The 24,499-nt window shown below is 69.6% G+C and carries 21 protein-coding genes; 15 read left to right on the forward strand and 6 right to left on the reverse strand.

Features of this window, described 5'->3' with window-relative positions; all coding sequences use genetic code 11:
• Positions 1-10 precede the first annotated feature (10 nt).
• From K8640_RS08860 to K8640_RS08895, 8 genes are all read left to right on the forward strand, one after another.
• On the forward strand, positions 11-835 hold the full coding sequence (locus tag K8640_RS08860; protein ID WP_141333108.1) for an outer membrane beta-barrel domain-containing protein: 825 nt from the start codon (positions 11-13) through the stop codon (positions 833-835).
• Positions 832-1,614 (forward strand): outer membrane beta-barrel domain-containing protein, encoded by a 783-nt coding sequence (locus K8640_RS08865; protein ID WP_223746665.1) that lies wholly within the window; start codon positions 832-834, stop codon positions 1,612-1,614. The genes K8640_RS08860 and K8640_RS08865 overlap by 4 nt, the downstream gene beginning before the upstream one ends.
• Positions 1,611-3,683 carry an adventurous gliding motility protein GltC gene (gene gltC / locus K8640_RS08870; RefSeq protein WP_370640327.1) on the forward strand — a complete coding sequence of 691 codons (2,073 nt, stop codon included), beginning with the start codon at positions 1,611-1,613 and terminating at the stop codon, positions 3,681-3,683. The genes K8640_RS08865 and gltC overlap by 4 nt, the downstream gene beginning before the upstream one ends.
• A 115-nt stretch (positions 3,684-3,798) precedes the next feature.
• Entirely contained in the window at positions 3,799-5,079 is a 1,281-nt protein-coding gene (locus tag K8640_RS08875; RefSeq protein WP_223746666.1) for an MFS transporter, read from the forward strand.
• Position 5,080: 1 nt separating this feature from the next.
• Positions 5,081-6,127, forward strand: a complete 1,047-nt coding sequence (gene plsX, locus K8640_RS08880; RefSeq protein WP_194869621.1) for a phosphate acyltransferase PlsX — start codon at positions 5,081-5,083, stop codon at positions 6,125-6,127.
• Positions 6,124-7,173: a phosphatase domain-containing protein gene (locus K8640_RS08885; RefSeq protein ID WP_046712794.1), complete on the forward strand. Its 1,050-nt coding sequence runs from the start codon at positions 6,124-6,126 to the stop codon at positions 7,171-7,173. The genes plsX and K8640_RS08885 overlap by 4 nt, the downstream gene beginning before the upstream one ends.
• A gap of 512 nt (positions 7,174-7,685) precedes the next feature.
• Positions 7,686-9,398 (forward strand): polynucleotide adenylyltransferase PcnB, encoded by a 1,713-nt coding sequence (pcnB, locus tag K8640_RS08890; RefSeq protein ID WP_223746667.1) that lies wholly within the window; start codon positions 7,686-7,688, stop codon positions 9,396-9,398.
• Positions 9,395-10,327, forward strand: a complete 933-nt coding sequence (locus tag K8640_RS08895; RefSeq protein WP_223746668.1) for a DMT family transporter — start codon at positions 9,395-9,397, stop codon at positions 10,325-10,327. The genes pcnB and K8640_RS08895 overlap by 4 nt, the downstream gene beginning before the upstream one ends.
• A 9-nt stretch (positions 10,328-10,336) precedes the next feature.
• Here the strand turns inward: K8640_RS08895 and dinB are convergent, their stop codons facing one another.
• Both dinB and K8640_RS08905 read right to left on the reverse strand, forming a co-directional pair.
• Positions 10,337-11,545 (reverse strand): DNA polymerase IV, encoded by a 1,209-nt coding sequence (gene dinB / locus K8640_RS08900; RefSeq protein ID WP_223746669.1) that lies wholly within the window; start codon positions 11,543-11,545, stop codon positions 10,337-10,339.
• A gap of 58 nt (positions 11,546-11,603) precedes the next feature.
• Complete coding sequence (locus K8640_RS08905) at positions 11,604-12,587, reverse strand: aldo/keto reductase (RefSeq protein ID WP_223746670.1); 984 nt, start codon at positions 12,585-12,587, stop codon at positions 11,604-11,606.
• 81 nt (positions 12,588-12,668) lie between these two features.
• Between K8640_RS08905 and K8640_RS08910 the strand changes: the two genes are divergently transcribed.
• Together K8640_RS08910 and K8640_RS08915 are read left to right on the forward strand one after the other, a co-directional pair.
• On the forward strand, positions 12,669-13,589 hold the full coding sequence (locus K8640_RS08910; RefSeq protein WP_223746671.1) for a LysR family transcriptional regulator: 921 nt from the start codon (positions 12,669-12,671) through the stop codon (positions 13,587-13,589).
• Between the two features lie 64 nt (positions 13,590-13,653).
• Positions 13,654-14,283 carry an HAD hydrolase-like protein gene (locus K8640_RS08915; protein ID WP_223746672.1) on the forward strand — a complete coding sequence of 210 codons (630 nt, stop codon included), beginning with the start codon at positions 13,654-13,656 and terminating at the stop codon, positions 14,281-14,283.
• A gap of 58 nt (positions 14,284-14,341) precedes the next feature.
• On the opposite strand, the gene rpsD is transcribed toward K8640_RS08915, so the two are convergent.
• Positions 14,342-14,974 (reverse strand): 30S ribosomal protein S4, encoded by a 633-nt coding sequence (gene rpsD / locus K8640_RS08920; RefSeq protein WP_223746673.1) that lies wholly within the window; start codon positions 14,972-14,974, stop codon positions 14,342-14,344.
• Positions 14,975-15,433: 459 nt separating this feature from the next.
• Between rpsD and K8640_RS08925 the strand changes: the two genes are divergently transcribed.
• Both K8640_RS08925 and K8640_RS08930 read left to right on the forward strand, forming a co-directional pair.
• A complete protein-coding gene (locus K8640_RS08925; protein WP_223746674.1) occupies positions 15,434-16,036 on the forward strand; it encodes a hypothetical protein in 603 nt (200 codons plus the stop codon).
• A 117-nt stretch (positions 16,037-16,153) separates the two neighbouring features.
• Positions 16,154-16,450, forward strand: coding sequence for a hypothetical protein (locus K8640_RS08930; RefSeq protein ID WP_223746675.1), 297 nt, complete (start codon positions 16,154-16,156; stop codon positions 16,448-16,450).
• Positions 16,451-16,619: 169 nt separating this feature from the next.
• Here K8640_RS08930 and K8640_RS08935 read toward each other — a convergent pair whose 3' ends face one another.
• Positions 16,620-17,627: a terpene synthase family protein gene (locus tag K8640_RS08935; protein ID WP_223746676.1), complete on the reverse strand. Its 1,008-nt coding sequence runs from the start codon at positions 17,625-17,627 to the stop codon at positions 16,620-16,622.
• A gap of 333 nt (positions 17,628-17,960) precedes the next feature.
• On the opposite strand from K8640_RS08935, the gene K8640_RS08940 reads away from it, so the two are divergent.
• Positions 17,961-18,374, forward strand: a complete 414-nt coding sequence (locus K8640_RS08940) for a secondary thiamine-phosphate synthase enzyme YjbQ (RefSeq protein ID WP_223746677.1) — start codon at positions 17,961-17,963, stop codon at positions 18,372-18,374.
• Positions 18,375-18,520: 146 nt separating this feature from the next.
• Complete coding sequence (locus K8640_RS08945) at positions 18,521-20,197, forward strand: serine/threonine-protein kinase (RefSeq protein WP_223746678.1); 1,677 nt, start codon at positions 18,521-18,523, stop codon at positions 20,195-20,197.
• On the opposite strand, the gene K8640_RS08950 is transcribed toward K8640_RS08945, so the two are convergent.
• Both K8640_RS08950 and K8640_RS08955 read right to left on the reverse strand, forming a co-directional pair.
• Positions 20,178-21,152, reverse strand: coding sequence for an RluA family pseudouridine synthase (locus K8640_RS08950; protein ID WP_141332995.1), 975 nt, complete (start codon positions 21,150-21,152; stop codon positions 20,178-20,180). The two genes, K8640_RS08945 and K8640_RS08950, sit on opposite strands and share 20 nt — an antisense overlap.
• Positions 21,149-22,276: a serine/threonine-protein kinase gene (locus K8640_RS08955; protein WP_223746679.1), complete on the reverse strand. Its 1,128-nt coding sequence runs from the start codon at positions 22,274-22,276 to the stop codon at positions 21,149-21,151. The genes K8640_RS08950 and K8640_RS08955 overlap by 4 nt, the downstream gene beginning before the upstream one ends.
• Positions 22,277-22,406: 130 nt before the next feature.
• On the opposite strand from K8640_RS08955, the gene K8640_RS08960 reads away from it, so the two are divergent.
• Positions 22,407-24,479, forward strand: coding sequence for a serine/threonine-protein kinase (locus tag K8640_RS08960; RefSeq protein ID WP_223746680.1), 2,073 nt, complete (start codon positions 22,407-22,409; stop codon positions 24,477-24,479).
• The last annotated feature ends 20 nt before the right edge of the window (positions 24,480-24,499 follow it).

Consider the following 24,499-nt stretch of genomic DNA (forward strand, 5'->3'; position numbering starts at 1 on the left):
AGCCCCCGGTTTGAATCGCCACACGTTGCTGCTCGCGCTGTGCCTGGTGCCTGGTCTGGCATCCGCGCAGAGCCAGGAGGGCATGGGACTCGACCTCACGGAAGAGACCCAGCCCAAGTCGGAAGAGTCCACCACGCCACCGCCGGCGGAGGAGGCCGCGCCCGCGAGCACGGCCACGCGCCCCGTCGAGGAGGAGGCTCCGCCTCCCGAGGCCTTGATGCCGCTGACGGACATCACCCAGGAGGACCGGGTGAAGAGCGTCCAGCGCAAGGTGTACCGGAAGAAGGGCCGGTTCGAGCTGACGCCGCTCATCAGCATCTCCGTCAACGATCCGTTCTATTCGAAGGTGGGCGCGTCGGTGCGAGGCGCGTACTACCTGGCGGACACGCTGGCCATCTCCGCGCGCGGCTCGGTGATGCAGGTGGTGCCGTCCGACGACGTGCGCACCGCCAAGCGCACCTTCAACAGCAAGATCTACAACTCGGTGCCCCAGTGGTCCGCCATGGGCGACGTGGAGTGGAGCCCGCTGTACGGCAAGGTGGCGTTCCTCAACTCCATCCTCCACTTCGACGGCTACCTGCTGGCGGGCGCGGGCGTGGTGAACACGGAGACCTCGTCCCTGCCGGGCCGCGGGCTCAACCCGGCCGCGGACCTGGGCCTGGGCATGCGCTTCGTCGCCCAGGACTGGATCGCGGTGAACGTGGCGCTCATCAACACCTCCTATGTGGATCAGCCCCTGGGTAGCGCCAAGGGCGCCGTGCAGAACGTCATGACCCTCAACGCCGGCATCTCGCTGTTCCTGCCCTTCCGTTCGACGGGGAGGGACGCGGAATGAAGCCCGTCTTCCGTTGGCTGCTCGCGCTGTGTCTGACGGCGCCGGTGCTCGCGCACGCGCAGGCCTCCGAGGAGGAGGAGGCCGGCGACGTGTCGGAAGTGGACAAGGACCGCCTGGGGCCCCTGCGTGAGCGGGTGCGTCCGGTGTCCGGCCACGTGTTCCTGAAGAAGGGGCGCTTCGAGTTCAGCCCGTCCGCGACGGTGTCGCTGCGCGACGCCTTCTTCACCAAGTACATCTTCGGCGGCACGCTCACCTACCACCCCATGGAGACGCTCGGCGTCAGCCTGCGGCTGGGCTACGCGTTGACGTCGGTGGCGGGCGCGGCGCAGATCTGCACCTTCTCCGACGGCACGGACGGCTCCACGCGGGGCTGCTCGTCTCCGACGATGAAGGACCTGGACGGTCAGGCGCCCGGGCAGCTCAAGCTCATGGGGGGCGTGGACCTCCAGTGGGCGCCCATCTACGGCAAGCTGTCGCTGCTCGCCGAGAAGTTCGTCCACTTCGACCTCTACGGCGTCGTCGGCGCGTCCGTCGTCCAGTACCGGGGCCCGGACCTGGATGACACCACGGGCCTCTTGGCGAAGGACTACCTGACGCCCGGCGGCAACGTGGGCGTGGGCCTGCGCTTCTTCTTCAACCGCTGGGTGTCGCTGCGCACCGAGGTGCGCGACCTCATCTACGTGGAGAAGAGCCGCACCTCCGACAGCTACCTGCGCAACCAGCTGATGTTCGAGCTGGGTGTGTCCTTCTTCTTCCCCTCGTCCAACCCCGAGTCATGATGCGTTCCTTCAGGCTCATCCGTCTCGCCGTCCTCGGGCTCGCGCTCGCGTGGACGGCTCCATCCTACGCCCAGAGCTTCGAGGGTCTGGACCTGGGCGGTCAGTCCAAGTCCAAGAAGAAGAAGAAGGGCGCGACCTCCTCCAAGTCCGCCAAGGGCTCCAAGTCCGCCAAGGGCAAGAAGAAGAACGGGCGCGGCAAGACCGCTCCCGCGTTGGTGGAGGCTCCCGAGGACGAGCCGATCCCCGCGCCGGTGGAGGCCGCTCCCTCGGCCGTCACGGCTCCGGCGGCGGCGACGCCCGCCGCGACGACCTCCACGCCCGCGACGCCGCCTCCGGCGCCCACCCCCGCGGCCCCCCCGGCGCAGGACAGCGCCGGTGGCTTCGGGCTGGACCTGACGCAGCAGGAGGCTCCCAAGGCTCCGGCGCCCACCATGTCGTTCGACGCGGTGGACGTGTCGGGCAAGACGGCGGACCGTCAGCGCCTGGACGTGGCGGTCAGCCTCTTCAAGAACGACGAGTACGAGAAGGCCTCCATGGCGGCCCACGAGCTGCTGGCGGACCCGAAGCTGGCGGGGCTGCACACCGAGGCGCGCTACGTGCTGGCCAAGTCGCTCTACCGCATGGGCATGTACCACTCGTCGCTCGGCGAGTTCTCGAAGATCCTCTCGCTGGGGCCCTCGACCAAGTTCTTCAAGACGAGCCTGGAGTGGCTGTTCTTCATCAGCCGCAAGACGAAGAACGAGACGGTCATCCTCGATGAGATTGCCCGGCACGCGAACCAGGAGTTCCCGGAGAAGTACCGCAACGAGTTCCGGTACCTGCTGGCGCGCTACCACTTCGTGCGCGGCCGCGCGCTGGACCAGGTGGGCCAGACGGCGGACGCGGACAAGAGCTTCGCCGAGGTGAAGCGGCTGACGCTGCTCATCCCGAAGACGGACGCGTTCTATCCCCGCGCGCGCTACCTGGACGGCATCGCCAGTTTCCGCAACGGCAGCCGTCAGAAGGACGCGGCGTCCAAGCGCGGCAACGGCGAGATGCTCGCGTCGGTGGAGGCGATGAAGGAGGTGGTGCGCCTCACCCGCCCGGTGGCCGGCAAGTCCGCGGACCAGGCCAAGGCGGACAAGTCCCTGCGCGAGCTGGCGTTCATGCAGCTGGCCCGGACGCACTACGGCATGCAGCAGAACCGCTACGCGCTGTTCTACCTGGGCAAGGTGGAGCGCGGGAACACGCAGTGGCTGGAGTCGCTCTTCGAGTCGAGCTGGGCCAACTACCGCGTGGGCCAGTACGAGCAGGCGCTGGGCAACCTGATTACGTTGTCGTCGCCCTTCTTCCGCGAGGAGTACTTCCCGGAGGCGCTCATCCTCAAGGCGGTCATCTATTACGAGAACTGCCGCTACCGCGAGTCGAACATCATCCTCCAGGACTTCGAGCGCACGTACCTGCCGGTGCATGACCAGCTCGAGGGCCTGGTGAAGAAGGACATGGAGGCCTCGGCCTACTACTCGGTGCTGGCGGACGTGCAGAAGAAGAACAAGGAGGGGCTGGAGAAGAACGACACCGACCTCATCCTGGAGCGCATCCTCCGCCTGGCCCTCACGGACCAGGACCTGCGCAAGACGAACGACTCCATCCTCGAGCTGGAGGGGGAGATGGACGCCTTCGCCAGCCGCGGCGACACCTTCAAGTACTCCGAGCTGTCCAAGCAGCTGCTGGAGGAGCTGAAGGTGCAGCGCCTGAGCCTCATCTCCAAGGCCGGCATCATGGCCAAGGGCAAGCTGGAGACGGAGCTCGTGGCGCTCAAGCAGCTGCTCGCCAACGGCCTGCGCATCAAGTTCGAGACCACCACGAAGGAGAAGGAGTTCCTGGAGGAGCAGCTCAAGGCGGGCGGCCGCACGGCCATCGTCAAGAAGTACCGCTTCTCCGTGGCGGTGGCGGACGACCAGCTCTACTGGCCGTACGAGGGTGAGTACTGGCGCGACGAGCTGGGCACGTACCAGTACACGCTGACCAAGGGCTGCATCGACCGCGACTCGGCGAACCGCAACGTCCAGTCGGCGGAGGCCCAGTAGCGGGAGGCCCCGCGTCGAATCGTCGCGGGGGGCTCGCACGGAGCGCCTTTTCGACCGCCGGAGCGCTATCTTCCGCGCTCCGGCGGTTTTTCATTTCAGGCAAAGGGAGCTACGGGTGAGCCGGACGGCGTCACTGCGCGTCGTCTTCGGAATCGTGTCGCTGGACCTCATCGGGTTCGGCATCCTGATTCCGCAGCTGGGCGTGTACGGAGTGAAGTTCGGGGCGTCGCCGTTCACGGTGGGGCTGCTCATCTCCGTCTTCTCGTTGATGCAGCTCATCGCGGCGCCGGTGCTCGGGCGGCTGTCGGACAGGTACGGCCGCAGGCCCGTGCTCCTGGCCAGCCAGGTGGGCTCGCTCCTGGGCTACCTGCTGTTCGCCGTGGCGCACTCGCTGCCGCTGTTGTTCCTGGCGCGCGTCATCGACGGCATCTCCGGCGGCAACATCGCCACGGCGCAGGCGGTGGTGGCGGACATCACCAGGCCGGAGGAGCGGGCGCGCGGGATGGGCGTCATCGGCGCGGCCTTCGGGCTGGGCTTCGTGCTGGGGCCCGCGCTCGGGGGCTTTCTGGGCGCGTGGGGCGGCAACCTGGCCATCGGCCTGTTCGCCGCGGGGCTGGTGGCCGTGAACCTGGTCTGCACGTACCTGTTCCTGCCGGAGTCGCGCGCGCCGGGCGGGCCGGAGGGCCACGCGCGCACGCTCAAGGGCGTCTCCCAGGCGCTGCGGCTGCCCGTCGTCGCGAAGTGCCTGGTGCTGATGCTGCTGTTCACCACGGCCTTCGCCCAGATGGAGGGCACCTTCTCCGTCTACCTGCTGACGCGCTTCCTGTCCTCGGGGCCGGTGGCGCTGGAGGAGGGGGGGCTGTTCCTGCACGCGGTGCGCACGGACGCGGCGGTGCTGAGGGAGGCGAGCCTTCGCGCCGGCTGGCTCTTCGCCGTGGTGGGGATCCTGAGCGCGCTGGTGCAGGGTGGGGTGGTGCGCCGGCTGGTGGGCAAGGAGGGGGGCGGCTCCGGGCGGGAGGCGCGGGTGGCCCTGGCGGGCTTCGCGGTGACGGCGATGGGGCTGGCGCTGTTGCCGGTGGCGCCCACGTACGGGTGGCTGTTCCCCGTGATGGGGCTGTTGGCGGTGGGCTCGGCCCTGACGAACCCGTGCCTGTCCGCGCTGGTGTCGCTCCACGCGCCGGCGGACCGGCTGGGCGCGGCCCTGGGGGGCTTCCAGGCGGCGGGCTCGCTGGGGAGAATCGTGGGCCCGGCGCTGGGCGGGTGGCTCTTCACCCGTTTGGGGCCCGGGGCGCCGTACGGCACGGCGGCGGGAATGCTCGTCGTGGGGGCCCTGGTGGCCGCCTCGTTGGTGGGGCAGGCAAGAATGGCAGGCGCGAGGGCCCAACAAAGGTCGTAAGATGGAGGCCATGGTGGTCAAGCAGCCGCAGCCCGTGACGATTGCCTTCGACGTGATGGGGACGGACCATGGGCCCGCGGAGGTGGTGCGCGGCGCCGCGCAGCTCTCCCTGGACTCACCGCACATCCATGCGTTGCTGGTGGGGGACCGCACCCTCATCGACAACGCGCTCGCGGAGACGAAGCACAACGGCGAGCGCATCTCCGTCCAGCACGCCTCGGACTTCGTGGGCATGGACGAGAAGCCCGGCGAGGCGCTGGCGCGCAAGCCCAACGCCTCGGTGGCGGTGGCGGCCCGGCTCGTCGCCGAGGGCGAGGCGCAGGCGCTGGTGTCCGCGGGCAACACGGGCGCAGGCGTGCTCGCGTGCGCGCGTCACTTCCAGCTCATCCCCGGGGTGCGCCGCGCGGCGCTCGCCACGGTGTACCCCACGCGCTCGGTGCGCGGCGCGAAGGAGGACCCGTTCTCCCTCATCCTCGACGTGGGCGCGACGGTGGAGGCCACCGCGGATGACCTGGTGACGTTCGCCGTCATGGGCTCGAACTACGCGCGCATCATCTCCCGCAACGAGCGGCCCAAGGTGGCGCTCCTGTCCAACGGCGTGGAGCCCCAGAAGGGCCCGCCCCGGGTGGTGGAGGCGCACGCGCGGCTGTCGGAGATGAAGGACATCCACTTCATCGGCAACGTGGAGGGCATCGACATCCCGAAGGGCACCGCGGACGTCATCGTCACGGACGGCTTCGTGGGCAACGTGTGCCTGAAGATGCTGGAGGGCGTGCACGAGACCGTGGTGGAGCTGGCCCAGTACGCCTACAAGGAGAGCCTGCGCTGGCGCGCGGGCCTGGCCATGCTGTCCAGCGGCATCCAGCGCATCAAGGACATCACCGACTGGAACCAGTACGGGGGCGCGCCCATCCTCGGGTTCGACCGCATCTTCATCAAGGCGCACGGGCGCTCCAAGGCGCACGCCATCGCCAACGCGGGCAAGGTGGCCGCCAAGGTGGTGGCGAACAACCTGGGCAACGCCATCCGGGAAGGCCTCCAGAAGTGAGTCTGCCGGACCGTATCGATCCGCGGCCTCCGCGGCGCATCTACCGCTGGGACCTGGACAAGACGTACCTCCAGACCGACTTCGACTCGCTCCGCGACCTGCTGCGCACCGCGTTCCAGAAGGCGCACGAGAAGGTCGCCGTCCCGGGGGCGAGCGCGCTCATCCGCGAGCTGTCGGAGAGCGGCGACTCGCGGCTGTGCATCGTCTCCGGCAGCCCCAAGCAGATGCGCGCGGTGCTGGAGGAGAAGCTCAAGCTGGACGGCGTGCGCTGGGACGAGTTCGTCCTCAAGGACAACGTGGGCAACCTCCTGCGCGGCCGCTTCCGGGCCCTGCGCGGGCAGGTGGGCTACAAGCTGCCGGCGATTCTCGAGAGCCGGGTGAAGGCGCCCGCGGAGGCGGAGGAGGTCCTCTTCGGGGACGACGCGGAGGCGGACGCGTTCATCTACTCGCTCTTCGCGGACCTCATCGCGGGGCGCGTGGACGAGCGGGTGCTGTCCCAGGTGCTGGAGGCGGGCGGGGTGTACCCGGACGACGCGGAGCGGGTGCGCGCGGCGTGGAAGCAGATTCCGGTGGCGGACCCGGTGCGGCGCATCTTCATCCACCTGGACAAGCTGACGCCGCCCGCGCACTTCACGCCCTACGGGCCGCGCGTGGTGCCCATCTTCAACTACTTCCAGGCGGCCCTGGTGCTGCTGGCGGACGGCCACCTGTCCGCGCCCCAGGTGCTGAAAATCGCCGTGGAGATGGTGCAGACGGCCGGGCACAACATCATCACCCTCTCCAACTCCTTCCAGGACCTCTTGCGCCGGGGCCTGCCGCTGCAACAGGCGGCGGTGGCGCTGTCCCAGGCGCTGGAGGGGCCCAACAAGCTCCTGGCCGCCATGCGTCCGATGCCGGACATCCTGTCCGCCTTCAGCAAGCGGCTGGCCGCCCTGGGGACCCCGCCGCCCCCGCCGCCGGTGCAGGCGGTGGACTACGTGTCCCTCATCCACCACGCGCTGCCCCGCAACCACAAGGGGCGCACCCGGCCCTCACCTGGTGGGTAGGGCCGCCCGGGTCGCCCGCCCGCCCTCTGTCCAGGGGGCCGGGCGCCCGGTGCTTGGGACGTTTCCAGAACGTTTCGGTCCGTACCAGTGTTGATACCCAGGCAGAGTCCGTGGGCGGGCCTCGGGCCAGGGGCCGGTGTCCGGCTCCCAGGTCGATACTCGTGGCGGACCCTATTGACGGCCTGGAGCGAACTGGAACCGGATGTCCTTCGACGCTGCTTCGAATGCGCGGATGAGCCCCTTCTCGCCGGACGAGCGGAGGGTGGGGCACTGTCACTCCACCTGCCCGGTGGGCTCGCTGAAAGGGCGCTACTCCCTCCCGGGGCGGATGCGCTATAGACGGCTGCCCCTGAAGCGCCCCATGCGGGGTGTCCAAGGCGATGACGCGAGTTTTGACTGAACCGCCGCCTGCCGGCGGTCCACTGCCACCTGCGCCCGATTTTGACGCGCGCGAGGTTGCCTCCTTCGAGGCGGCAGTGGGCTCCAGGCGCGGCGACCAAGAGGTTTCCTACATGTCTTCCAATCTGGAGCTGACGGCGGCCCCCTCGGAACAGGCGACCGCCCCCGAGAACGAGGCCACTGCTTCAGCCCCTTCCGAGGTCGAGTCCCCATCCCCCCTGCTGGCCCAGTCGGCCCCCACCGCCCGCGCGCCGGAGCCCCCGTCGGAGGACGAGGCGGACGACGACGAGGATGACGACGACGAGGCGGACGCGCTCGACGACACGGGCCTGGGCGCCGTCGAGGAGGTGCTCGCCGCCGCCGAGGCGCAGGACGCGGCCGAGGCCGCCGCCGACGAAGAGGTGGAGCAGGTGCCCACCGTGCTCGAGCCCGAGCCCGAGCCGACCCCCTACGAGCGCGAGCTGCACGCGCCCCACGTGCGCTCCACCGGCGAGCCGGCGGAGATTGACCCGGACGAACTGGACCCGGACGCGCTCAAGGTGGTGCTGCGGCTGCATCAGCACGGGCACCAGGCGTACCTGGTGGGCGGCTGCGTGCGCGATCTGCTCCTGGGCCGCAAGCCCAAGGACTTCGACGTGGCCACCAGCGCGCACCCGAACGAGGTGCGCGCCATCTTCCGCAACTGCCGGCTCATCGGCCGGCGCTTCCGGCTGGCGCACGTCTACTTCAAGGGTGGGAAGATCATCGAGGTCTCCACCTTCCGCGCGAACCCCACGGAGCTGGAGGCCGCCTCGCCGGCCGCGCCGGAGGACGAGGGCGACAACGGCGGGGATGACCTGCTCATCACCCACGACAACGTCTTCGGCACCGCGCAGCAGGACGCGCGCCGCCGCGACTTCACCATCAACGGCCTGTTCTACGACGTGAGCGAGGGGCGGGTCATCGACTACGTCCGCGGCCGGCGTGATTTGGACGAGCGCTTCATCCGCACCATCGGCGACCCCGAGGTGCGCATGCGCGAGGACCCGGTGCGAATCCTCCGCGCCGTGCGCTTCGCGGCGAAGCTGGACCTGGACATCGAGTCGCGCACGTACGCGGCGATGGAGGGCGCGGTGGAGGACCTGCCGCGCTGCGCGCCCGCGCGCCTGTTGGAGGAGACCTTCCGCCTCATCCGCGGCGGGGTGTCCGCGCCCGCGCTCAAGCTGCTGGACGCGCTCGACGCGCTGAAGCTGCTGTTGCCGCCCGTCAACGCGTACCTCAAGCAGCACGGCAAGGAGGGCGAGAAGACCTTCTACGCCTTCGCCCAGGCGCTGGACCGCCGGGTGGCCGCGGGCGAGCCGCTCGACGACGCCATCCTCCTGGCCGCGCTGCTGGTGCCCATCAGCCACTCCGGGCCTCCGGCCGAGCCGCAGGATGGGGGCCGTCCGTCGGTGTCGCAGGTGGTGGAGGAGCTGCTCGCGGGCTTCGTGCAGTCGGCCCGGCTGCCGCGCCGCATCGCCGAGCGCTGCCGCATGCTGCTGCTCGCCCAGCGCACGCTGTCGGGGGAGCGCCGTCGCAAGAGCGCGGCCTTCCGTCGGCACCCGCTGTTCGGCGAGGCGCTCACCGTGTTCGAGATGTCGGTGGAGGCGACCGGCGAGGGCCGTGAGCAGCTGGAGGCGTGGAAGGCCGGCGAGGTGCCGCCGCCGCGCGCCGAGTCCTCGGAGGGCGAGGGTGGCTCGGAGCCTGGTGGTCAGCGCAAGCGCCGCCGCCGTCGTCGTCGCCGTCGTTCCTCCGGTGAAGGGGCCGCCTCGGCGGGTTCTTCCGGCTCGGGCGCCGGCGAGGCGTGAGCATCCAGGCGCCGCGCGCGGACGTGTCCCGTGCGCGCGTCTACGGCGGGTTGGTGCTGGGCGTCGTGGCCGTGTCCTGGGCCGCGCCGCTCATCCGCTTCGCCGAGGCCCCGTCGCTGGCCATCTCCGCGTGGCGCCTCACCTTCGCCGCGGCGCCGCTCCTGGCGCTGGCGTTGGTGCGAGGGCGCTCGGAGCTGGCGTCCTTCTCCGTGCGCACGTGGGGTTGGCTCCTGGTGTCGGGGCTCGCGCTGGCGCTGCACTTCGCGACGTGGATTGCGTCGCTCCAGTACACCACCGTGGCCAGCTCCGTGGCGCTCGTCACCACGCAGCCGGTGTGGGTGACGCTGTTCGCGTGGCTCGCGCTGTCGGAGCGCGTGGGCTCGCGGGGCGTGGCGGCGCTGGTGCTGTGCCTGTCGGGCAGCGTGCTCATCGGCGCGCGGGACTTCGCGGCCGGCGGCACGGCGCTGTGGGGGGATTTGCTCGCCGTGGCCGGGGCCATCCTGGCGGCGGTGTACTTCGTCGTGGGCCGCCGCGTGCGCGAGTCCATGTCGCTGGGCACGTACGTGGGCGTCGTCTACGCGGTGGCGGCGGCGGCGCTGATGCTGGCGCACGGCTTCGTCGACTCGCCGCTGACGGGCTTCTCGTCGCGCACGTGGTGGGTGTTGCTGGGGCTGGCGCTGGTGCCGCAGCTCATCGGCCACTCGCTGCTCAACGCCTCCGTGCGCCACCTGTCCGCGCCCTTCGTGGCGGTGGCGTCGCTGGGGGAGCCCGTGCTGTCCACGCTGTGGGCGGTGCCGCTGCTCGGCGAGACGCCGGACTGGGTGCAGCTCGTGGGGGGAGGGCTCGCGCTGGTGGGCGTGCTGGTGATGTCGCGGGACGAGGCCGCGCGGCAGCCGCCTCCTCCGGACATGGTGCCCGCGGCGGACTGAGGCGAGGCCTCAGCGCTTCGGGGGCGTCTTGTCCACGGGGCGCTCGGAGCGGTGCGCGTCGTCGCTCGGGGCGTCGCTGCCCGCGATGTCCGCCATGGTGATGGCCTTGCTGCCGAAGCGCTCCGCGATGCGGTCCATCGCCGCGTTGAGCTTGGCGGTGCGCGGCGGCGCGGCCGGGAAGAGGCCCAGCTGCGGTGGGGCCTCGTCGAGCTGCACGCTCACCCCGGTGAGGCGGATGGGCTTGCCCTCGTGCGCGCGCTCCAGCAGCTCCAGCGCCGCGCGGTAGAGCGTCTGCCCATCATCCGTCACCTCGCGCAGCGTGGTGCGGCGGGTGAGCAGGGTGAAGTCGGACAGCTTCAGCTTGAGCTGCACCACGCGCCCCTGCACGCCCGCGCGCCTCAGTCGCCGCGCCACCCGCAGGGCCTGCGCGTGGATGTGTGGCTTCAAGGCCTCCACGCCGACGAGGTCCTCCTCGAAGGTGTCCTCGGCGCCCACGCTCTTGGCGGCGCGGTCCGGCACGACGTCGCGCGCGTCGATGCCCTGGGCCAGCTCCCACAGGTGCCGGCCGCTGGTGCCCAGCCGCTGCTCCAGCCAGGCCACGTCCTTCGTGGACACGTCGCCGATGGTCTTCAGCCCCGCGCGCTGGAGCGCCTCCTCCGTCTTGGGCCCCACGCCCCACAGCCGCGACACCGGCAGCCCCGCGAGGAAGGCCACCGTCTCCTCGGCGCGCACCTCCCGCTGGCCGTTGGGCTTGGTCAGGTCGGAGGCGATCTTCGCCACGAACTTCACCGTGGCGATGCCCGCGGAGGAGGGCAGCTGGAGCTCGTCCGCGATGTCCTTGCGGATGCGCCGCGCGATGTCCGAGGGCGCGCCGAACAGGCCCACCGAGGCGGTGACGTCCAGGAAGGCCTCGTCCAGCGACAAGGGCTCGATGAGCGGCGTGTAGCGCTCGAAGATGGCGAAGACCTGCTCGCTGGCCTCCGCGTACGCGGCGAAGCGAGGCTTCACCACGATGGCGTGCGGCGCGGCCTTCACCGCGCGGGCCATGGGCATGGCGCTGCGCACGCCGAAGGGCCTGACTTCGTAGGACGCGGCGACGACGACGCCCCGCTGCGCATGCCCGCCCACGATGAGCGGTTTGCCCTTCAGGGCCGGGTTGTCCCGCTGCTCCACGGACGCATAGAAAGCGTCCATGTCCACGTGGATGATGGCTCTCATTGCAGGAGCCACTCTACCGGCTCTGTCTGACGTTTCCGGACTCGTAGGACGCTCCAGGTCAGGGGCGCTCGCTGTCGAGCATGTGCATCTGCTCGGCCCCATACCGCTCGCCGGTGAAAGCCACCAGAGACTCGAGGGCGGAGACGTCCTCACGGGACAGCGGACGTGCCAGGGCGGCGAGCGCGTCCTCGACCTGGGCGACGCGCCGGGCGCCGATGATGGGGACGAAGCCGGGCTGACGCGCGAGGACCCAGGCGATGGCGAGCTGTGCGGGCGACAGGTCCCGCTCCTGGGCGAAGCGATGCAGCGCCTGCACCGAGGCCTCGTTCGTCGCGCGGTGCTCGCCGCTGAAGCGGGGCAGGTGCGCGCGGAAGTCTCCCGCGCCGGTGGGCTTGCTGCCGGTGAGCAGGCCGCGCGAGAGGACGCCGTAGAGCGTGGCGCCCACGCCCAGCTCCCTGAGCGCGGGGAAGAGGTTCGCCTCCGGGCCTCGGCTGGCGAGCGAGTACTCGAGCTGCACGTCGACGATGGGATGCACGCGCTGGGCGCGCCGCACCGTCTCCGCGCCGACCTCCGACAGGGCGATGTGCCGCACGTAGCCGGCCTTCACCAGCTCGGCGATGGCGCCGACGGTCTCCTCGATGGGGACGTTCGGGTCCAGGCGGGCGGGCCGGTAGATGTCGATGACGTCCACGCCCAATCGCTTGAGTGAATAGGCGGCGAAGTTCTTCACGGCCACGGGGCGCAGGTCCATGCCGCCCCAGCTGCCGTCCGGTCCACGCATCGCGCCGAACTTGACGGAGAGCTGCACCTTCTCGCGGCGGCCGGCGATGGCGCGGCCCACGAGCAGCTCGTTGTGGCCCATGCCGTAGAAGTCCCCGGTGTCGAGCAGCGTCACGCCGCGCTCCAGGGCCGCGTGGATGGTGCGGAGGCTCTCCGCTTCATCCGCCGCTCCGTACATCCCGGACATGCCCATGCAGCCCAGTCCGAGCCGGAAGACCTCCGGTCCCGTGCTCCCCAGCTTCACCGTGTGCTTCGTGTCCATGTGCGCCTCCTGGTTCGTTGCGACACGGCAAAGGTGAGGCATCGCCATGATTGAATCCAATCAATAGGATGGATTCCTCACATGAACGCCCTCTATGAGAAGTCGCTCGACCTCAACCTTCTCCGAGTCTTCGTCGTGGTGGCGGAGGCGGGCAGTGTCACGGCGGCGGCCGCTCGGCTGTACCTCACCCAGCCGGCGGTGAGCGCGGCGCTCCGGCGGCTGACGGAGGCCGTGGGAGCTCCCTTGTTCGTGCGCAGTGGACGGGGACTGGCGTTGAGCGCGCGGGGCCGGAAGCTGCTCGCCACGGCGAGGCCCCACCTGGAGGCGCTGGTGGAGGCGGCCTTATCCCCGGCGGCGTTCGACCCCGGCACGAGCGAGCGCACCGTGCGCCTGGGGCTCTCCGACGCGAGCGAGGCGTGGCTGCTCCCCCGGCTGCTGGCGGTCCTCGCGCGCGAGGCGCCGAGGATGCGGCTGGTGGTGCTGCCCGCGCAGTTCCGGAACGTGGGGGCGCTGTTGAGCACGTCCGCGGTGGACGTGGCGATGACGGTGGCGGACGAGCTGCCGCCGAACATCCGCAGGCTGAAGCTCTTCCACGAGGGCTTCGTCTGTCTCTACGACCCACGCCACGCTCGGCCCGGCAAGCGCTTCACGCTGGAGCGCTACCTGGAGCACGAGCACGTCATCGTCTCGTACAACGGCGACTTGCGCGGCGTGGTGGAGGACGCGCTGGGACTCCAGCGCAAGGTGCGCGTGTCGATTCCCTCGTTCCACGGGGTGGGGGAGCTGGTGGAGGGGAGCGCGCTGCTGGCCACGGTGCCGGGGAGGGTGGCGCGCCAGGTGGTGGCGTTGCGCCCGGCGCTGCGGACGGTGAAGCTTCCCTTCGCGGTGGAGGGCTCGCCCCTGGAGCTGTTCTGGCGTGTCACGTCCGAGGACGACGAGGCCCTGCGCTTCATCCGCGAACACGTGGTCCGGATTGCCCGGAGCCAGGGGCCCTCGACCTGAGCGGTTCTGCTATGACTTCGCGTCGCTCCCCGGTGGACCCCCGCCCACCGACGGAGCGCCCCTCATGACGCCCTTTCGACTGGTCATCTTCGACTTCGACGGCACCCTGGCGGACTCGCTGCCGTGGTTCCGCTCCATCTTGAACGACGTGGCCGACCGCTTCGGGTTCAAGCGCCTGTCGCCCGAGGAGCTGGAGGCGCTCCGGGGACTGTCCGGCCACGACATCCTGGCGAAGGCGAGGGTGCCCCTGTGGCGGCTGCCCTCCATCGTCAACCACATGCGCAAGGAGAAGCTGGCGGCCGCGTCGTCGACGCCGCTGTTCCCCGGGGTGCCGGAGCTGCTCGCGGACCTGAAGGCCGCGGGCGTCACGGTGGCCATCATCAGCTCCGACAGCGAGGCCTCCGTGCGCGCGGTGCTGGGGGAGTGCACCCGGGCCGTGGCGCACTTCGACTGTGGCGCCGCCCTCTTCGGGAAGGCCGCCAAGTTCCGTCGCATGGTGAAGCGCGTGAAGGTCAGCCCCGGGGAGGTCCTCTCCGTGGGCGACGAGATTCGCGACCTCGACGCGGCCCGGGAGGCGGGCATCCCCGCGGCGGCGGTGGCGTGGGGCTACACGCTGCCGGAGGCGCTGGCCCGGCACTCGCCGGACCGGCTGTTCCGCACCCTGGACGAGCTGCGCGCCGCGCTCCTGGGCTGAAACACACGGGCGGTGGGGCGGCCCGCGGGGCCCGCCCTCCGCTCGGGGATTGCGCCGGTCAGCTGCGCTGCGCGTAGAACTCGACGATGAACGGCTCGTTCACGTCGACGGGGATCTCCTCGCGCTCGGGCAGGCGCACGTAGCGCACGCCCTCGCCATCGCCGAGCACCTGCACGTAGGGCGGCACGTTGCGGCCCTTCATGCGCTCGAACGACTCCCGGACGATGGCCAGCTTCAGGTGCGCGGCGTGGTACTTCACCTCGCTGCCCGGCTTGACGCGGAAGCTGGGGATGTCCGTCGCGGCGCCGTTGACCTGGAAGTAGCCGTGGCGCACGAACTGGCGCGCCTGGCGGATGCTGGTGGCCAGCCCCGCGCGCAGGATGAGCGAGTCCAGCCGGCTCTCGAGCAGCTGCAGCAGCACCGTGCCCGTGTTGCCGGGCGAGCGGCGCGCCTCCATGAACGCGCGCCGGCACTGCTTCTCCAGGAGGCCGTAGTAGAGCTTCAGCTTCTGCTTCTCACGCAGGCGGCGCGCGAAGTCGCTGTTGCCCATGCGCGCCGTGGCGCCGTGCTGGCCGGGCGGGTAGGGCCTGCGCAGCACCGGGTCCTTGTCCGGATCCTTCGCGGTGATTCGCGACAGGGGAATCCCCAGTCGCCGGCACATCTTGCCCCTTGGTCCCAAGTCACGCGCCACGTCGTGTCCTCCACGTCCGGCCCGATGCTGTCAGGCTCAGTTGATTTTGATAATCAATATCAATATCAAGATCAGTACCGTGAAACCGGTCTGTGGGTCAAGGGGGGGCGTGGACTCCGTGTGTGGGGCGCTTCGCGGAGGATGTGGAGGGGAGGGCGTGCGGCGTGGGGCGTGGCGGGTTGGGCGGTGGTGCCGGCGGATTCGCCGAGGTTGGCGGGTGGCGCCGCGGTTGCGGTTGACCCGGTCTTGATGCGGGCTGCCGCGAGATGTGTCTGCCTTTGTAGAGGTTTTCGAGGACAGCGGACGGGTGGTCCGTCGAGACACCGTGTCTTGCGATTTGCGTGGGGTTGGTCATTCTTGACGCGGGGGTGTCGGAACGGGTTGCAGCGGCCTGTGTTGTGAGGGGTTGCGGGAAGGGCATAGAGTCGCGGTCCTCCCTTTCCCGGAGAGACTCAAGAAATGACTGTCTTCAAGAAGCTTGTCTGGGCTTGCGCCGTCGTGTCCCTGTCCGCCTGTGGTGGTCCCGAGCAGTCCTCGCCCGAGGAGTCGTTGGGCGCGCGTGAGGACGCGCTGACGACCAGCTCCTTCGGGGGCTGTAGCTTCACCATCTCCTCGGCGGTGATTCCCGGGGAGCTGCCTCCGCGCTACGCCATCACCCTGACGCGCGCCGCGTCCGGCACGTGTCCCTACGCGGCGGGCAGCGTGGAGCTGGGTCGCTCCTACAACACGCCGCACATCGCCGTGCTGGGCACGGGCGTGGGGCTGGCGACGGCCTACTCGACGAAGGGCTCCCCGAGCGGCAGTGCCAACACGCAGTGCCGCGTCAATCACATCGACGTGGCGACGCTCGGGAAGGTGCGCGACGACACCATCGTGGTGAACTTCGGCGCGGGCAACGTCAATGTCTGCAACCTGGACAAGACGGACGCCGGCGCCACGCTGGTGGTCTACGGGACGAAGACGGGCCCGCTCCCGGGGGAGACGGGCAGCGGCAGCAACTACGTGGCCACGTACTACAACTACTTCACCAGCACGACGCCGCCCGTCTACTACGCCTACTGACGCAGGAGGTGGGCCCGCGGGGTGTCTGGCTCCGTGGGCCCGCATGGGCAGGACACACTCAGGGTGTGTTGGGGTAGAGGGGCCGTACCCCCCGAAAAACAGTCCCTGGAGGCACGAATGCAGGCTGGAAGGTTCGTCAGCGGTGCGTTGCTTGCGGTGGGGTTGATGCTGGCGGGTTGTGGTGGCCCCTTGGAGGAAGACCTCGGGGAGCAGGAGTCCACGTCACGTGAGGGCCTGGTTCCCGACTGCAGCATCACGTCGGCGGGGACCGTCTATTACACCTCCTCGACGCGCTTGCGCATCGTGGGCTACCGGGGATGCGGTTGTGGCTCCTGGACGAGCTGGGGCACGACCTCGACCTACTCCCAGTCCACGAATGCCTGCATCCCGCCGGTCAGCATCCCGGAAGACTGAGGAAGCGCGTGTGAGTCGAAGGCGGTCCGTCCGGTGATTCCTGGGCGGGCCGTTGTCGTGTTGCTCAACCCGAAGCCTGTTGGAGAGTCGAATGAAGGCGAGCGTCATCTGGGGTGGGCTGTTGCCCGATACGCTCGTGTTCGATTGTCTCTGAGCCCGTAGCGGCGTGTCAGCGGGCCGCGAGCAGGACGCCGTTGTCGTCGGGGTCCTGCTCCGCGTGGTGCAATGAATAGCGCTGGGTGTCGACGTCCGCCCATTCGTTGTAGCCGTGGAGCCAATCGCGCAAGCCGGAGATGAAGCCCTGGAGTTGTCTGCTCGCCCCTTGCTCCAGCTGGTTTGCCCGCTGTTGGAACAGAAGCATTTCCTCGCGGACCTTTCGGGCGGTGAAGTCGACGCCCTCCTGGAGCGTATGTCCTCGGGCAACGTGGAGGCTGACCATGTTCCGCACCTGGCTTGGGTGCAGCGTCTCCACGGCCATGCTGTGGATGTCATTGTTCCAGATGACGGTGTTGATGGTGTGGTGGATGAGTCGCTGGACGCCGAACTGATGGTACTCGGCGGCGGAGACCTTCCCGGCGTTCGCCGCATCGCACAAGGCGAGGCAGGGCAACACGCCGCCGACGTATCGGCGGAGCGCCTCATAAGAGCGTTGGGCCAAGGGCTCCTTCATGATGTTGCATAGAATCTGGAGTCCTGCGGCGGAGCCCCACAGCCGAATCCCGTGAGCGAAGCGCTCGAAGTGCTCTGGGTCGAGCCGTGCTCGCATCCGCTGGCAGATACCCAGGAACGCCATCTCTCCGAAGCGAGGTGTCGCGGACGCGTGGTCGAAATCGATGATGTCCAGAATCGCCGTGAGATTGGGGAGTGTCTCCTGAGCGACGGCGTCCACCCTGTCCACGAAGAGGTCGTCCACGATGAAGTACCAAAGGACGAAGTCCGTGAGGAGTTGCACCAGCTCGCGGTCCGCATGCGGATAGCAGCGGGCCATGAGCCAGCCGTACTTCCCCCGGGCGTGCCGGGCCAGCTGTTTCTCGGAGATGATGAGCCCCTGCGTCTGTGCCCAGCGCAGCGCCTCCTGATCAACGGCCTCGGCGAATGGCGCGCACGCGCCAGACCACGGAAAGGTGAAGGTGGGGTACTGGATGTGCTCCAGTTGAGCGGCGAGGTTCTCGTTCACGGTGTTCATCCTTTCGCACGTGACGTGCCGTTGCGGGGCCTCGTGAGTTCGTGCAGGACGGACGGACTGTTGGAATCCCGCTTCGCAGACCCTGCTTGCCCTCCAGGCCGCTTCAGCGACCCGTTCGCAGGGACGCGGAAGGGTCGCGCGTGCGTTCCTGGAAAAGGGAGGGTTTGAGGCGGGGTGTCGTCAGTATGAGGATGGTTTGACTGATTCGCAATGTGTTGCATGCTTCTCGGGCGGAGCGAGGAGGCTGCGGGGAAGTCTGCTTCGTGCTGCGGGCCGGGGTGCTCCCCGCAGCGAGGCCTGGGGGGCTCGGCTATCGTGTGGCGCATGAAGACCCTGACCGAGTACCTGTGGTTCGAGACGAAGCAGCGCCGGGAGCTGGTGCGCCTGACGGACACCGTGGCCTCGCTGGTGCGCAAGAGCGGCATCCAGGAGGGAATGGTGCTGGTCTCCGCCATGCACATCACGGCGGGAGTCTTCGTCAATGACGACGAGTCCGGGCTGCACGAGGACATCTGGGAGTGGCTCCAGAAGCTCGCGCCCTTCGGACCGGATTATCGCCACCACGGGACGGGCGAGGACAATGGTGACGCGCACCTCAAGTCGATGCTCGTCCACCACCAGGTCATCATCCCCGTCACCGCGGGCAAGCTGGACCTGGGCCCGTGGCAGCAGGTCTTCTACGCGGAGTTCGATGGACAGCGGCGCAAGCGCGTCATCGTCAAGGTGATGGGCGAGTAGTGGGGGTGGGCCTGGTTGTCGCGCATCCGGTCGCGCAGCCCGGAGAAGATGCCTCTTGGCGCGCGGCTCCCGCGAGTCTCCGTTCTGAGCTGTATTCCATTGCGGGGACTGGGAGGACGCGCGCTCAACGACTACATTGCCTTCCCATGGACTCCGTGACTGCCAAGGCGTTGGGGCGCTACACGTTGGTGTCGAGATTGGGCAAGGGCGGCATGGCGGAGACGTGGCGTGCGCGTCTGGTGGGCGAGGCCGGCGTGACGAAGTCGGTGCTCATCAAGAAGGTGCTGCCCGAATACGCGCAGGATGAGGGTTTCCTCCAGATGTTCATCAGCGAGGCGCGCATCTCCGCCTCGCTCTCTCATGGCAACATCGCCCAGGTCTTCGACTTCGGTCAGGCGGACGGCGAGCACTTCCTGGCGATGGAGTTGGTGGATGGTCAGCCCCTCGACCGGATCCTCAAGCGTTCGCATCAGCCGGGACTGGCGTCCATCCCCATCGCCCAGGCTGTCTTCATCACGCTGGAGGTCTGTCGGGGGCTGCATTACGCGCACACCCGTGTGGACAATCGCGGCGTCAGCCTGGACCTGGTGCACCGCGACATCTCTCCCGAGAACATCCTGGTCAGCTACGAAGGGCAGGTGAAGGTCGTCGACTTCGGTATCGCCAAGGCGCGGGAGCTGAGAGGCTTCAACACGGAGCCCGGCGTCGTGAAGGGCAAGTACCTCTTCTTCTCCCCGGAACAGGCGCGCGGAGAGGAGGTCGACGCTCGCACGGATGTCTGGGCGACCGGAGTCGTGCTCTATCAATTGCTGTGCGGTCGGCTTCCGCTCGAAGGGCCCTCGTACGTCGTCATGCACCAGCTCCAGGAGGGCCGGTTCCCGTCGCCGCGCTCTCTGCGGCCGGAGCTGCCAGTCGAGTTGGAGGAGATCCTCCAGAAGGCCCTCGCGGTGCATCGTGAGGAGCGCTTCGAGTCAGCGCACGCCTTCGCGGAAGCGCTCTCCGGCTTTCTCTATGCCACCACACCTCGCTTCTCCCCGATGTCCGTGGCGTGGCTCGTCCAGACGCTGTTCGCACGGGAGTTGCGTGAGGAGGGGCGCCCGCCCCAGGTTCCCGCCGCATTCAGCGAAGCGCTGGCCCGCCCCACATCTCCGCGAGCCATCAACACCGCGCCGGAGGCCTTGATGGAGACGGGGGCATCCACCCAGGCTCCTCGGGGTGTCCGACGTCTGTCGGGCATCGGGCTCGGCGCGGCCTGTCTGCTCCTGGGAGGGCTCGGGTTCGCGGTCTGGCGTCTGTCCGAACGAGCGCCAGCGTCCATGCCGGTGACGCCGACGGCGCCCATTCGCGTCGTGGAGGCTCGTCCTGTGAAGCCCCGGGCCACGGAGGCCCCCGTCGCGGAGGCGCCCGCGGTGCCGCTCCCCGCGGTCGCCCAGGCTTCCGTGGACTCGGAGGGCGAATACGCCAACCTCATCAAGCAGGCGAAGAGCGCCACGGTGGGCAATCGCTTCAAGTCCGCGGCCGCGAGCTACCGCAAGGCGCTGGGCCTCAAGCCCGACTCCACGGAGGCCAAGGCCGGACTGGGAATCGCCCTGACGAACGGCTTCGAGTCCGAGTCCGCCTTCCGCGAGGCCACGAAGCTGCTGGCGGACGTGGTCCGGGACGACGAGAAGAACGCCCGGGCCTGGCTGTCGCTCGGCATGGCGTACCAGTCCATCGGCAAGAACTCCGAGGCGGCACGGGCCTACAACCAGTACTTGAAGCTGGAGCCCTCCGGGGCCTCCGCCAATGAAGTCAGGGCGATGCTCAAGTCGCTGGGGAACTGACGCTCGCGTCGCCGTGCTCGCCACGCGGCAGCGGCAATCCCAGCCGCTCCAGCTCCGCGCGCAGCTCCGGGGGCAGGGGACTGGTCACATGCAGGGGCTTCTTCGTCACCGGATGCGACAGCCCCAGCGCCCGCGCGTGCAGGAAGAAGCGCCCCAGCTCCGGCGCCTCGCGCCCGCCATACAGCGTGTCCCCGACGATGGGCGCGCCGATGCCCGCCAGATGCGCGCGCACCTGGTGCAGCACGCCCGTGAGGATGCGCACCTCCACCACGCTGTGCTCTCCGGCGCGCGACAGCACCCGGAAGCGAGACACCGCCTCGCGCGCGTCCTCGGCACCGTACGGCGCGGGCTCCACCCGGTCCGGATGGCGCGGGTGGTGACGCAGCGGCAGCTCGATGTCGCCCTCGTCCACCAGCGGCCCCGTCACCAGCGCCAGATAGCGCTTGTCCACCGCGCGCTCACCAAACGCCTCGCGCACCGTGTTCCAGGCCGCTCTCGTGCGCGCCGCCACCACAACGCCCGACGTCTCCACGTCCAGCCGGTGGCACAGCCCGCCCTCGCGCGGGTCCACCGACGCCTGCGCGCACTCGGGGTAGCGCGCCACGAGCGCGTTGGCCACCGTGCCCGTCTCCCCCGACTGCAGCGGGTGCGAGGGCCGGCCCGCGGGCTTGTCCACGAACACCAGCTCCGCGTCCTCGTGCAGCACCGTGAGCGGGAAGTCCTGGTCCGGCACCGCCTCGCGCGTCTCCTCCTCGAGGACGACGGCCACGGCCTGGCCCTCCACCAACGTCAGGCCCTTCTTCGCCGCGCGGCCGTTCACCTTCACCGCGCCGGACTCGAAGAGTCGCTTGAGGCGGGCACGCGACAGGCTCAGCGCCTCGCCCACGAAGAGGTCCACGCGCTGGCCCGCCTTGTCGGCGGCCACCGTGAAGGTGTGAAGCTGGGAGGTGCTCACTCGGAAAGTGCCTCGTAGACTTCCTCGGCCGTCTGGAACCGGTCGTCCGGCTCCTTGCGGATGAGGCGGTGGGCCACCCGCGCGAACTGCGGGTCCCCATGAAGGTTCAACGCCAATACGGGCGGAGGCTCCGTCTCCAACACCTGCCGCCACAACTCGTGCGGCGTCTTCGCGTCGAAGGGGGGCCGCCCGCTCAGCAGCTCATAGAGGATGACGCCCAGGCTGTACAGGTCCGAGCGTCCATCCAGCGGCTCTCCGAGAATCTGCTCCGGCGCCATGTAGCGGTACGTGCCCACCATCTTGCCGGCTTCTGTAATCGCCACGTCGTCCGCGAGGAACTTCGCCAGGCCGAAGTCCATCAGCCGCACCTGCCGGTCCTCGTCCACCATGACGTTGGAGGGCTTGAGGTCGCGGTGCACCAGGCCGTGCCCGTGGATGTACGCCAGCGCCTCGCACAGCTGGAGCATGGTGTCCTTCAGCCGCCCCATGCGCTCGGGCCGGTTGAGGTCCTCCACGCGCGGCGCCCGGGCGTCGTCCGCGGGCTTGCGGGGCGCGGGGGCGGGCACGTCAAATCCCTCCAGCGAGTCGTCCGAGTCCAGCGCGTCCTGGTTGTCCTCCGCGCCGTAGCTGCGCAAATCCTCGCTCGGGGGCTCCTCGTTGAAGGCGTCCATGCTGAACAGGCCCTCGTGCCCCGAGCGCGAGTCCCCCGGCAGGTCCAGGTCCGAGTCGCTGCCCACCCCGAAGTCGTCGTCCGCCGTGCGCCGCACGGACAACAGGCTCCGGGGCGCGCTGGAGCTGCTGGGCGACAAGAGGTCGTCCCCGCGAATCTCCAGGTAGTGGCGCAGCGTGAGCCCCTCGATGAGCTCCATGGCCAGGTAGGGCCAGCCCTGGTGGACCCCCGCCTCGAAGACCTTCACCACGTTGGGGTGGGACAGGTCCGCCAGCGTCTCGAATTCGCGCGCGAGCCGCCGCGCCGCGCGCTCGTCCAGCGTCGGGCCGGCCGAGAGCAGCTTCAGGGCGACTTCGTCGTTGCTGCGGCGGTCCAGGGCCCGGTACACGGTGCCAGCCCCGCCGCTGCCGAGCGTCTCCAGGACGCGGTAGGGACCGATGAGCTTCGGGGGCATGCGTGGCGCGGATCCTACGGAGCCGGTCGCGCCAGGGCAAACTCGTTGACGCTCGGCTGCATGGTCCTGGGCAGAACACTCGGGGAGGGATTTCACTTTTCCAGGAAAACCTGGGAGAACCTTCAGCCCAATGCAAGTCGGGAAGTATCAACTCGTCCGGAAGCTTGCCTCGGGGGGCATGGCGGAGGTCTTCCTCGCGAAGGCCGCTGGCCCCATGGGGTTCGAGAAGACGCTCGTCTTGAAGCGCATCCTCCCGCATCTGGCGGAGGACCCCGCGTTCGTGGAGATGTTCCTGGGCGAGGCGCGGCTGGCCGCGCAGCTCGAGCACCCGAACATCGTTCAAATCTTCGACTTCGGCGAGGCGGACGGCAGCTACTTCCTGGCGATGGAGTTCATCGACGGGCCCACGTTGCGGCGGCTGGTGAAGCGCGCGTCGGAGCAGCCGTTGCCGCCGGTGGTGTGCGCGAAGCTGGTGGCGCAGGCGGCGGAGGGGCTGGCGTTCGCGCACGAGTTCAGTGACGCGGCGACGGGGGAGCCGTTGGGGCTCATCCACCGCGACGTGAGCCCGGACAACATCCTGGTGTCTCGGCAGGGCGCGGTGAAGGTGGTGGACTTCGGCGTGGCGAAGGTGGCGGGGCAGGGGCATCGCACGCAGACGGGCGTGGTGAAGGGGAAGGTGGCGTACATGCCGCCGGAGCAGCTGCGCGCCAGTCCCCTGGACCGCCGCGTGGATGTGTATGCGCTGGGGGTGGTGCTGTACGAGCTGCTCACGGGCAAGCGCCCGTTCGAGGCCACCACCGAGGCGAGCACGATGCAGGCCATCCTGTTCGAGCCCTTCGTGCCGGTGGAGGCGCGCCGGGCCGATGTGCCCGAGCCGCTTCGCAGGATTCTCGAGCTGGCGTTGATGAAGGAGCGCGACGCGCGCTATCCGGACTGCCGCGCGCTCCAGTCGGACCTGGAGCGCTATCTGCTGTCGTCGGGCGAGCCGGTGGGGGCGTACCAGCTCTCGCAGTTCGTGGCGAAGGTGATGGCGGAGGCGGGGGGCACGCCCGCGGCGGGGGTGGTGGCGCCCGTGGGCATGACGCCGCCGAAGCCCGCGAGCGCGCCCCGGTCGATGTCCGCGCCCGTGGAGGAGCGGCCGATGAAGACCACGCCGCTGCCGGCGGTGGTGGATTCGACGTCGCCGACCACGCCCATGCCGCTGTCGGTGCGCGGGGTGATGGGCGGCGAGGTGGCGCAGGCCCGGCCTGTTCCGGTGGAGGCGCGGGAGAAGGGGAAGCGGGGGAGCTCGCGGCATGCCTTGCCGGCGCAGGCGGGGATGGCGGGGCAGGTTCGTGGGGCGGATGACGGGTGGAAGGCCGCTTCGCTCGCGGGAGCCACGGACGTGGCCCAGGGCGCCGAGGCCGAGCGGGATGCGAATGACCGCGTGCGGACGGACGCGGGGGCGTCGGATGAGGACCACATCTCCACGGGGGTGCAGGTCTCCGCGCCCATGGGCCCGGGGCGTGGGTGGTTGCTCGGAGTCATGGCGGCGGGAGTGGTGCTCGTGGTGGGCGGCGGTCTGGTGCTGGCCACGCGCGAGGAGTCTCCGAAGTTCGTGAACCCGCCGCCGCTGCCGGTCGCGACGAAGCGCGAGTCGGTGACGGCGCCTGAGCGCGAGGGCGTGGCCCAGGTCGCGAAGTCACCCGAGGTGGCGGCCCCGGTGGTTCAGGCCCCCAATGGGCAGGAGGTTCTGCCCGAGCGTGCACACGTCGCTCCGCCCTCCGGCGCGCCTGCTGGGAATCCGGTGGAGGTCGTGAAGGGAACGGAGCCGGCGCAGGCAAAGCCTCCCAGGGTGGCTCAGGCGGGAGGAGCCAACGTGGAATTGCCGGCCGCCGTCGCTCCTCGGCCGGCGCAAGGGGCCGCGAGCCCCGTGGGGCAGAAGCCCTCGCAGATTCCCGTGTTCGAAGCGAAGCCCGCGGCCCGTGTGAAGCCTCCGGTGCGCGTGGGCAAGGGGACACTGGAGTTCCGCATCCGGCCCTATGCCGTCGTCACGCTGAATGACCAGGAATTGGGGCCGACGCCGTTCGCCCCCAAGGAAGTCCCGGCGGGAAAGCACCGCATCAAGCTGCACAACCCCGACCTCCAGAAGACACAACATGTCACCGTGGAGGTGGGGGCAGGGGAGACCAAGGTCATCAAGCACAACTTCGAAGCGGAGTAGGCTCACGCCGCTTCGAGGTC

The sequence above is a fragment of the Myxococcus sp. XM-1-1-1 genome, from assembly GCF_020037095.1.
Taxonomy (GTDB): Bacteria; Myxococcota; Myxococcia; order Myxococcales; family Myxococcaceae; genus Myxococcus; species Myxococcus fulvus.

Coding starts and splice junctions, on each gene's coding strand:
- K8640_RS08865 (WP_223746665.1), top strand. CDS start 832: ATGAAGCCCGTCTTCCGTTGGCTGCTCGCGCTGTGTCTGACGGCGCCG.
- gltC (WP_370640327.1), top strand. CDS start 1,611: ATGATGCGTTCCTTCAGGCTCATCCGTCTCGCCGTCCTCGGGCTCGCG.
- plsX (WP_194869621.1), top strand. CDS start 5,081: ATGGAGGCCATGGTGGTCAAGCAGCCGCAGCCCGTGACGATTGCCTTC.
- pcnB (WP_223746667.1), top strand. CDS start 7,686: ATGTCTTCCAATCTGGAGCTGACGGCGGCCCCCTCGGAACAGGCGACC.
- dinB (WP_223746669.1), bottom strand. CDS start 11,545: ATGAGAGCCATCATCCACGTGGACATGGACGCTTTCTATGCGTCCGTG.
- K8640_RS08905 (WP_223746670.1), bottom strand. CDS start 12,587: ATGGACACGAAGCACACGGTGAAGCTGGGGAGCACGGGACCGGAGGTC.
- K8640_RS08910 (WP_223746671.1), top strand. CDS start 12,669: ATGAACGCCCTCTATGAGAAGTCGCTCGACCTCAACCTTCTCCGAGTC.
- K8640_RS08915 (WP_223746672.1), top strand. CDS start 13,654: ATGACGCCCTTTCGACTGGTCATCTTCGACTTCGACGGCACCCTGGCG.
- K8640_RS08925 (WP_223746674.1), top strand. CDS start 15,434: ATGACTGTCTTCAAGAAGCTTGTCTGGGCTTGCGCCGTCGTGTCCCTG.
- K8640_RS08930 (WP_223746675.1), top strand. CDS start 16,154: ATGCAGGCTGGAAGGTTCGTCAGCGGTGCGTTGCTTGCGGTGGGGTTG.
- K8640_RS08940 (WP_223746677.1), top strand. CDS start 17,961: ATGAAGACCCTGACCGAGTACCTGTGGTTCGAGACGAAGCAGCGCCGG.
- K8640_RS08945 (WP_223746678.1), top strand. CDS start 18,521: ATGGACTCCGTGACTGCCAAGGCGTTGGGGCGCTACACGTTGGTGTCG.
- K8640_RS08955 (WP_223746679.1), bottom strand. CDS start 22,276: ATGCCCCCGAAGCTCATCGGTCCCTACCGCGTCCTGGAGACGCTCGGC.
- K8640_RS08960 (WP_223746680.1), top strand. CDS start 22,407: ATGCAAGTCGGGAAGTATCAACTCGTCCGGAAGCTTGCCTCGGGGGGC.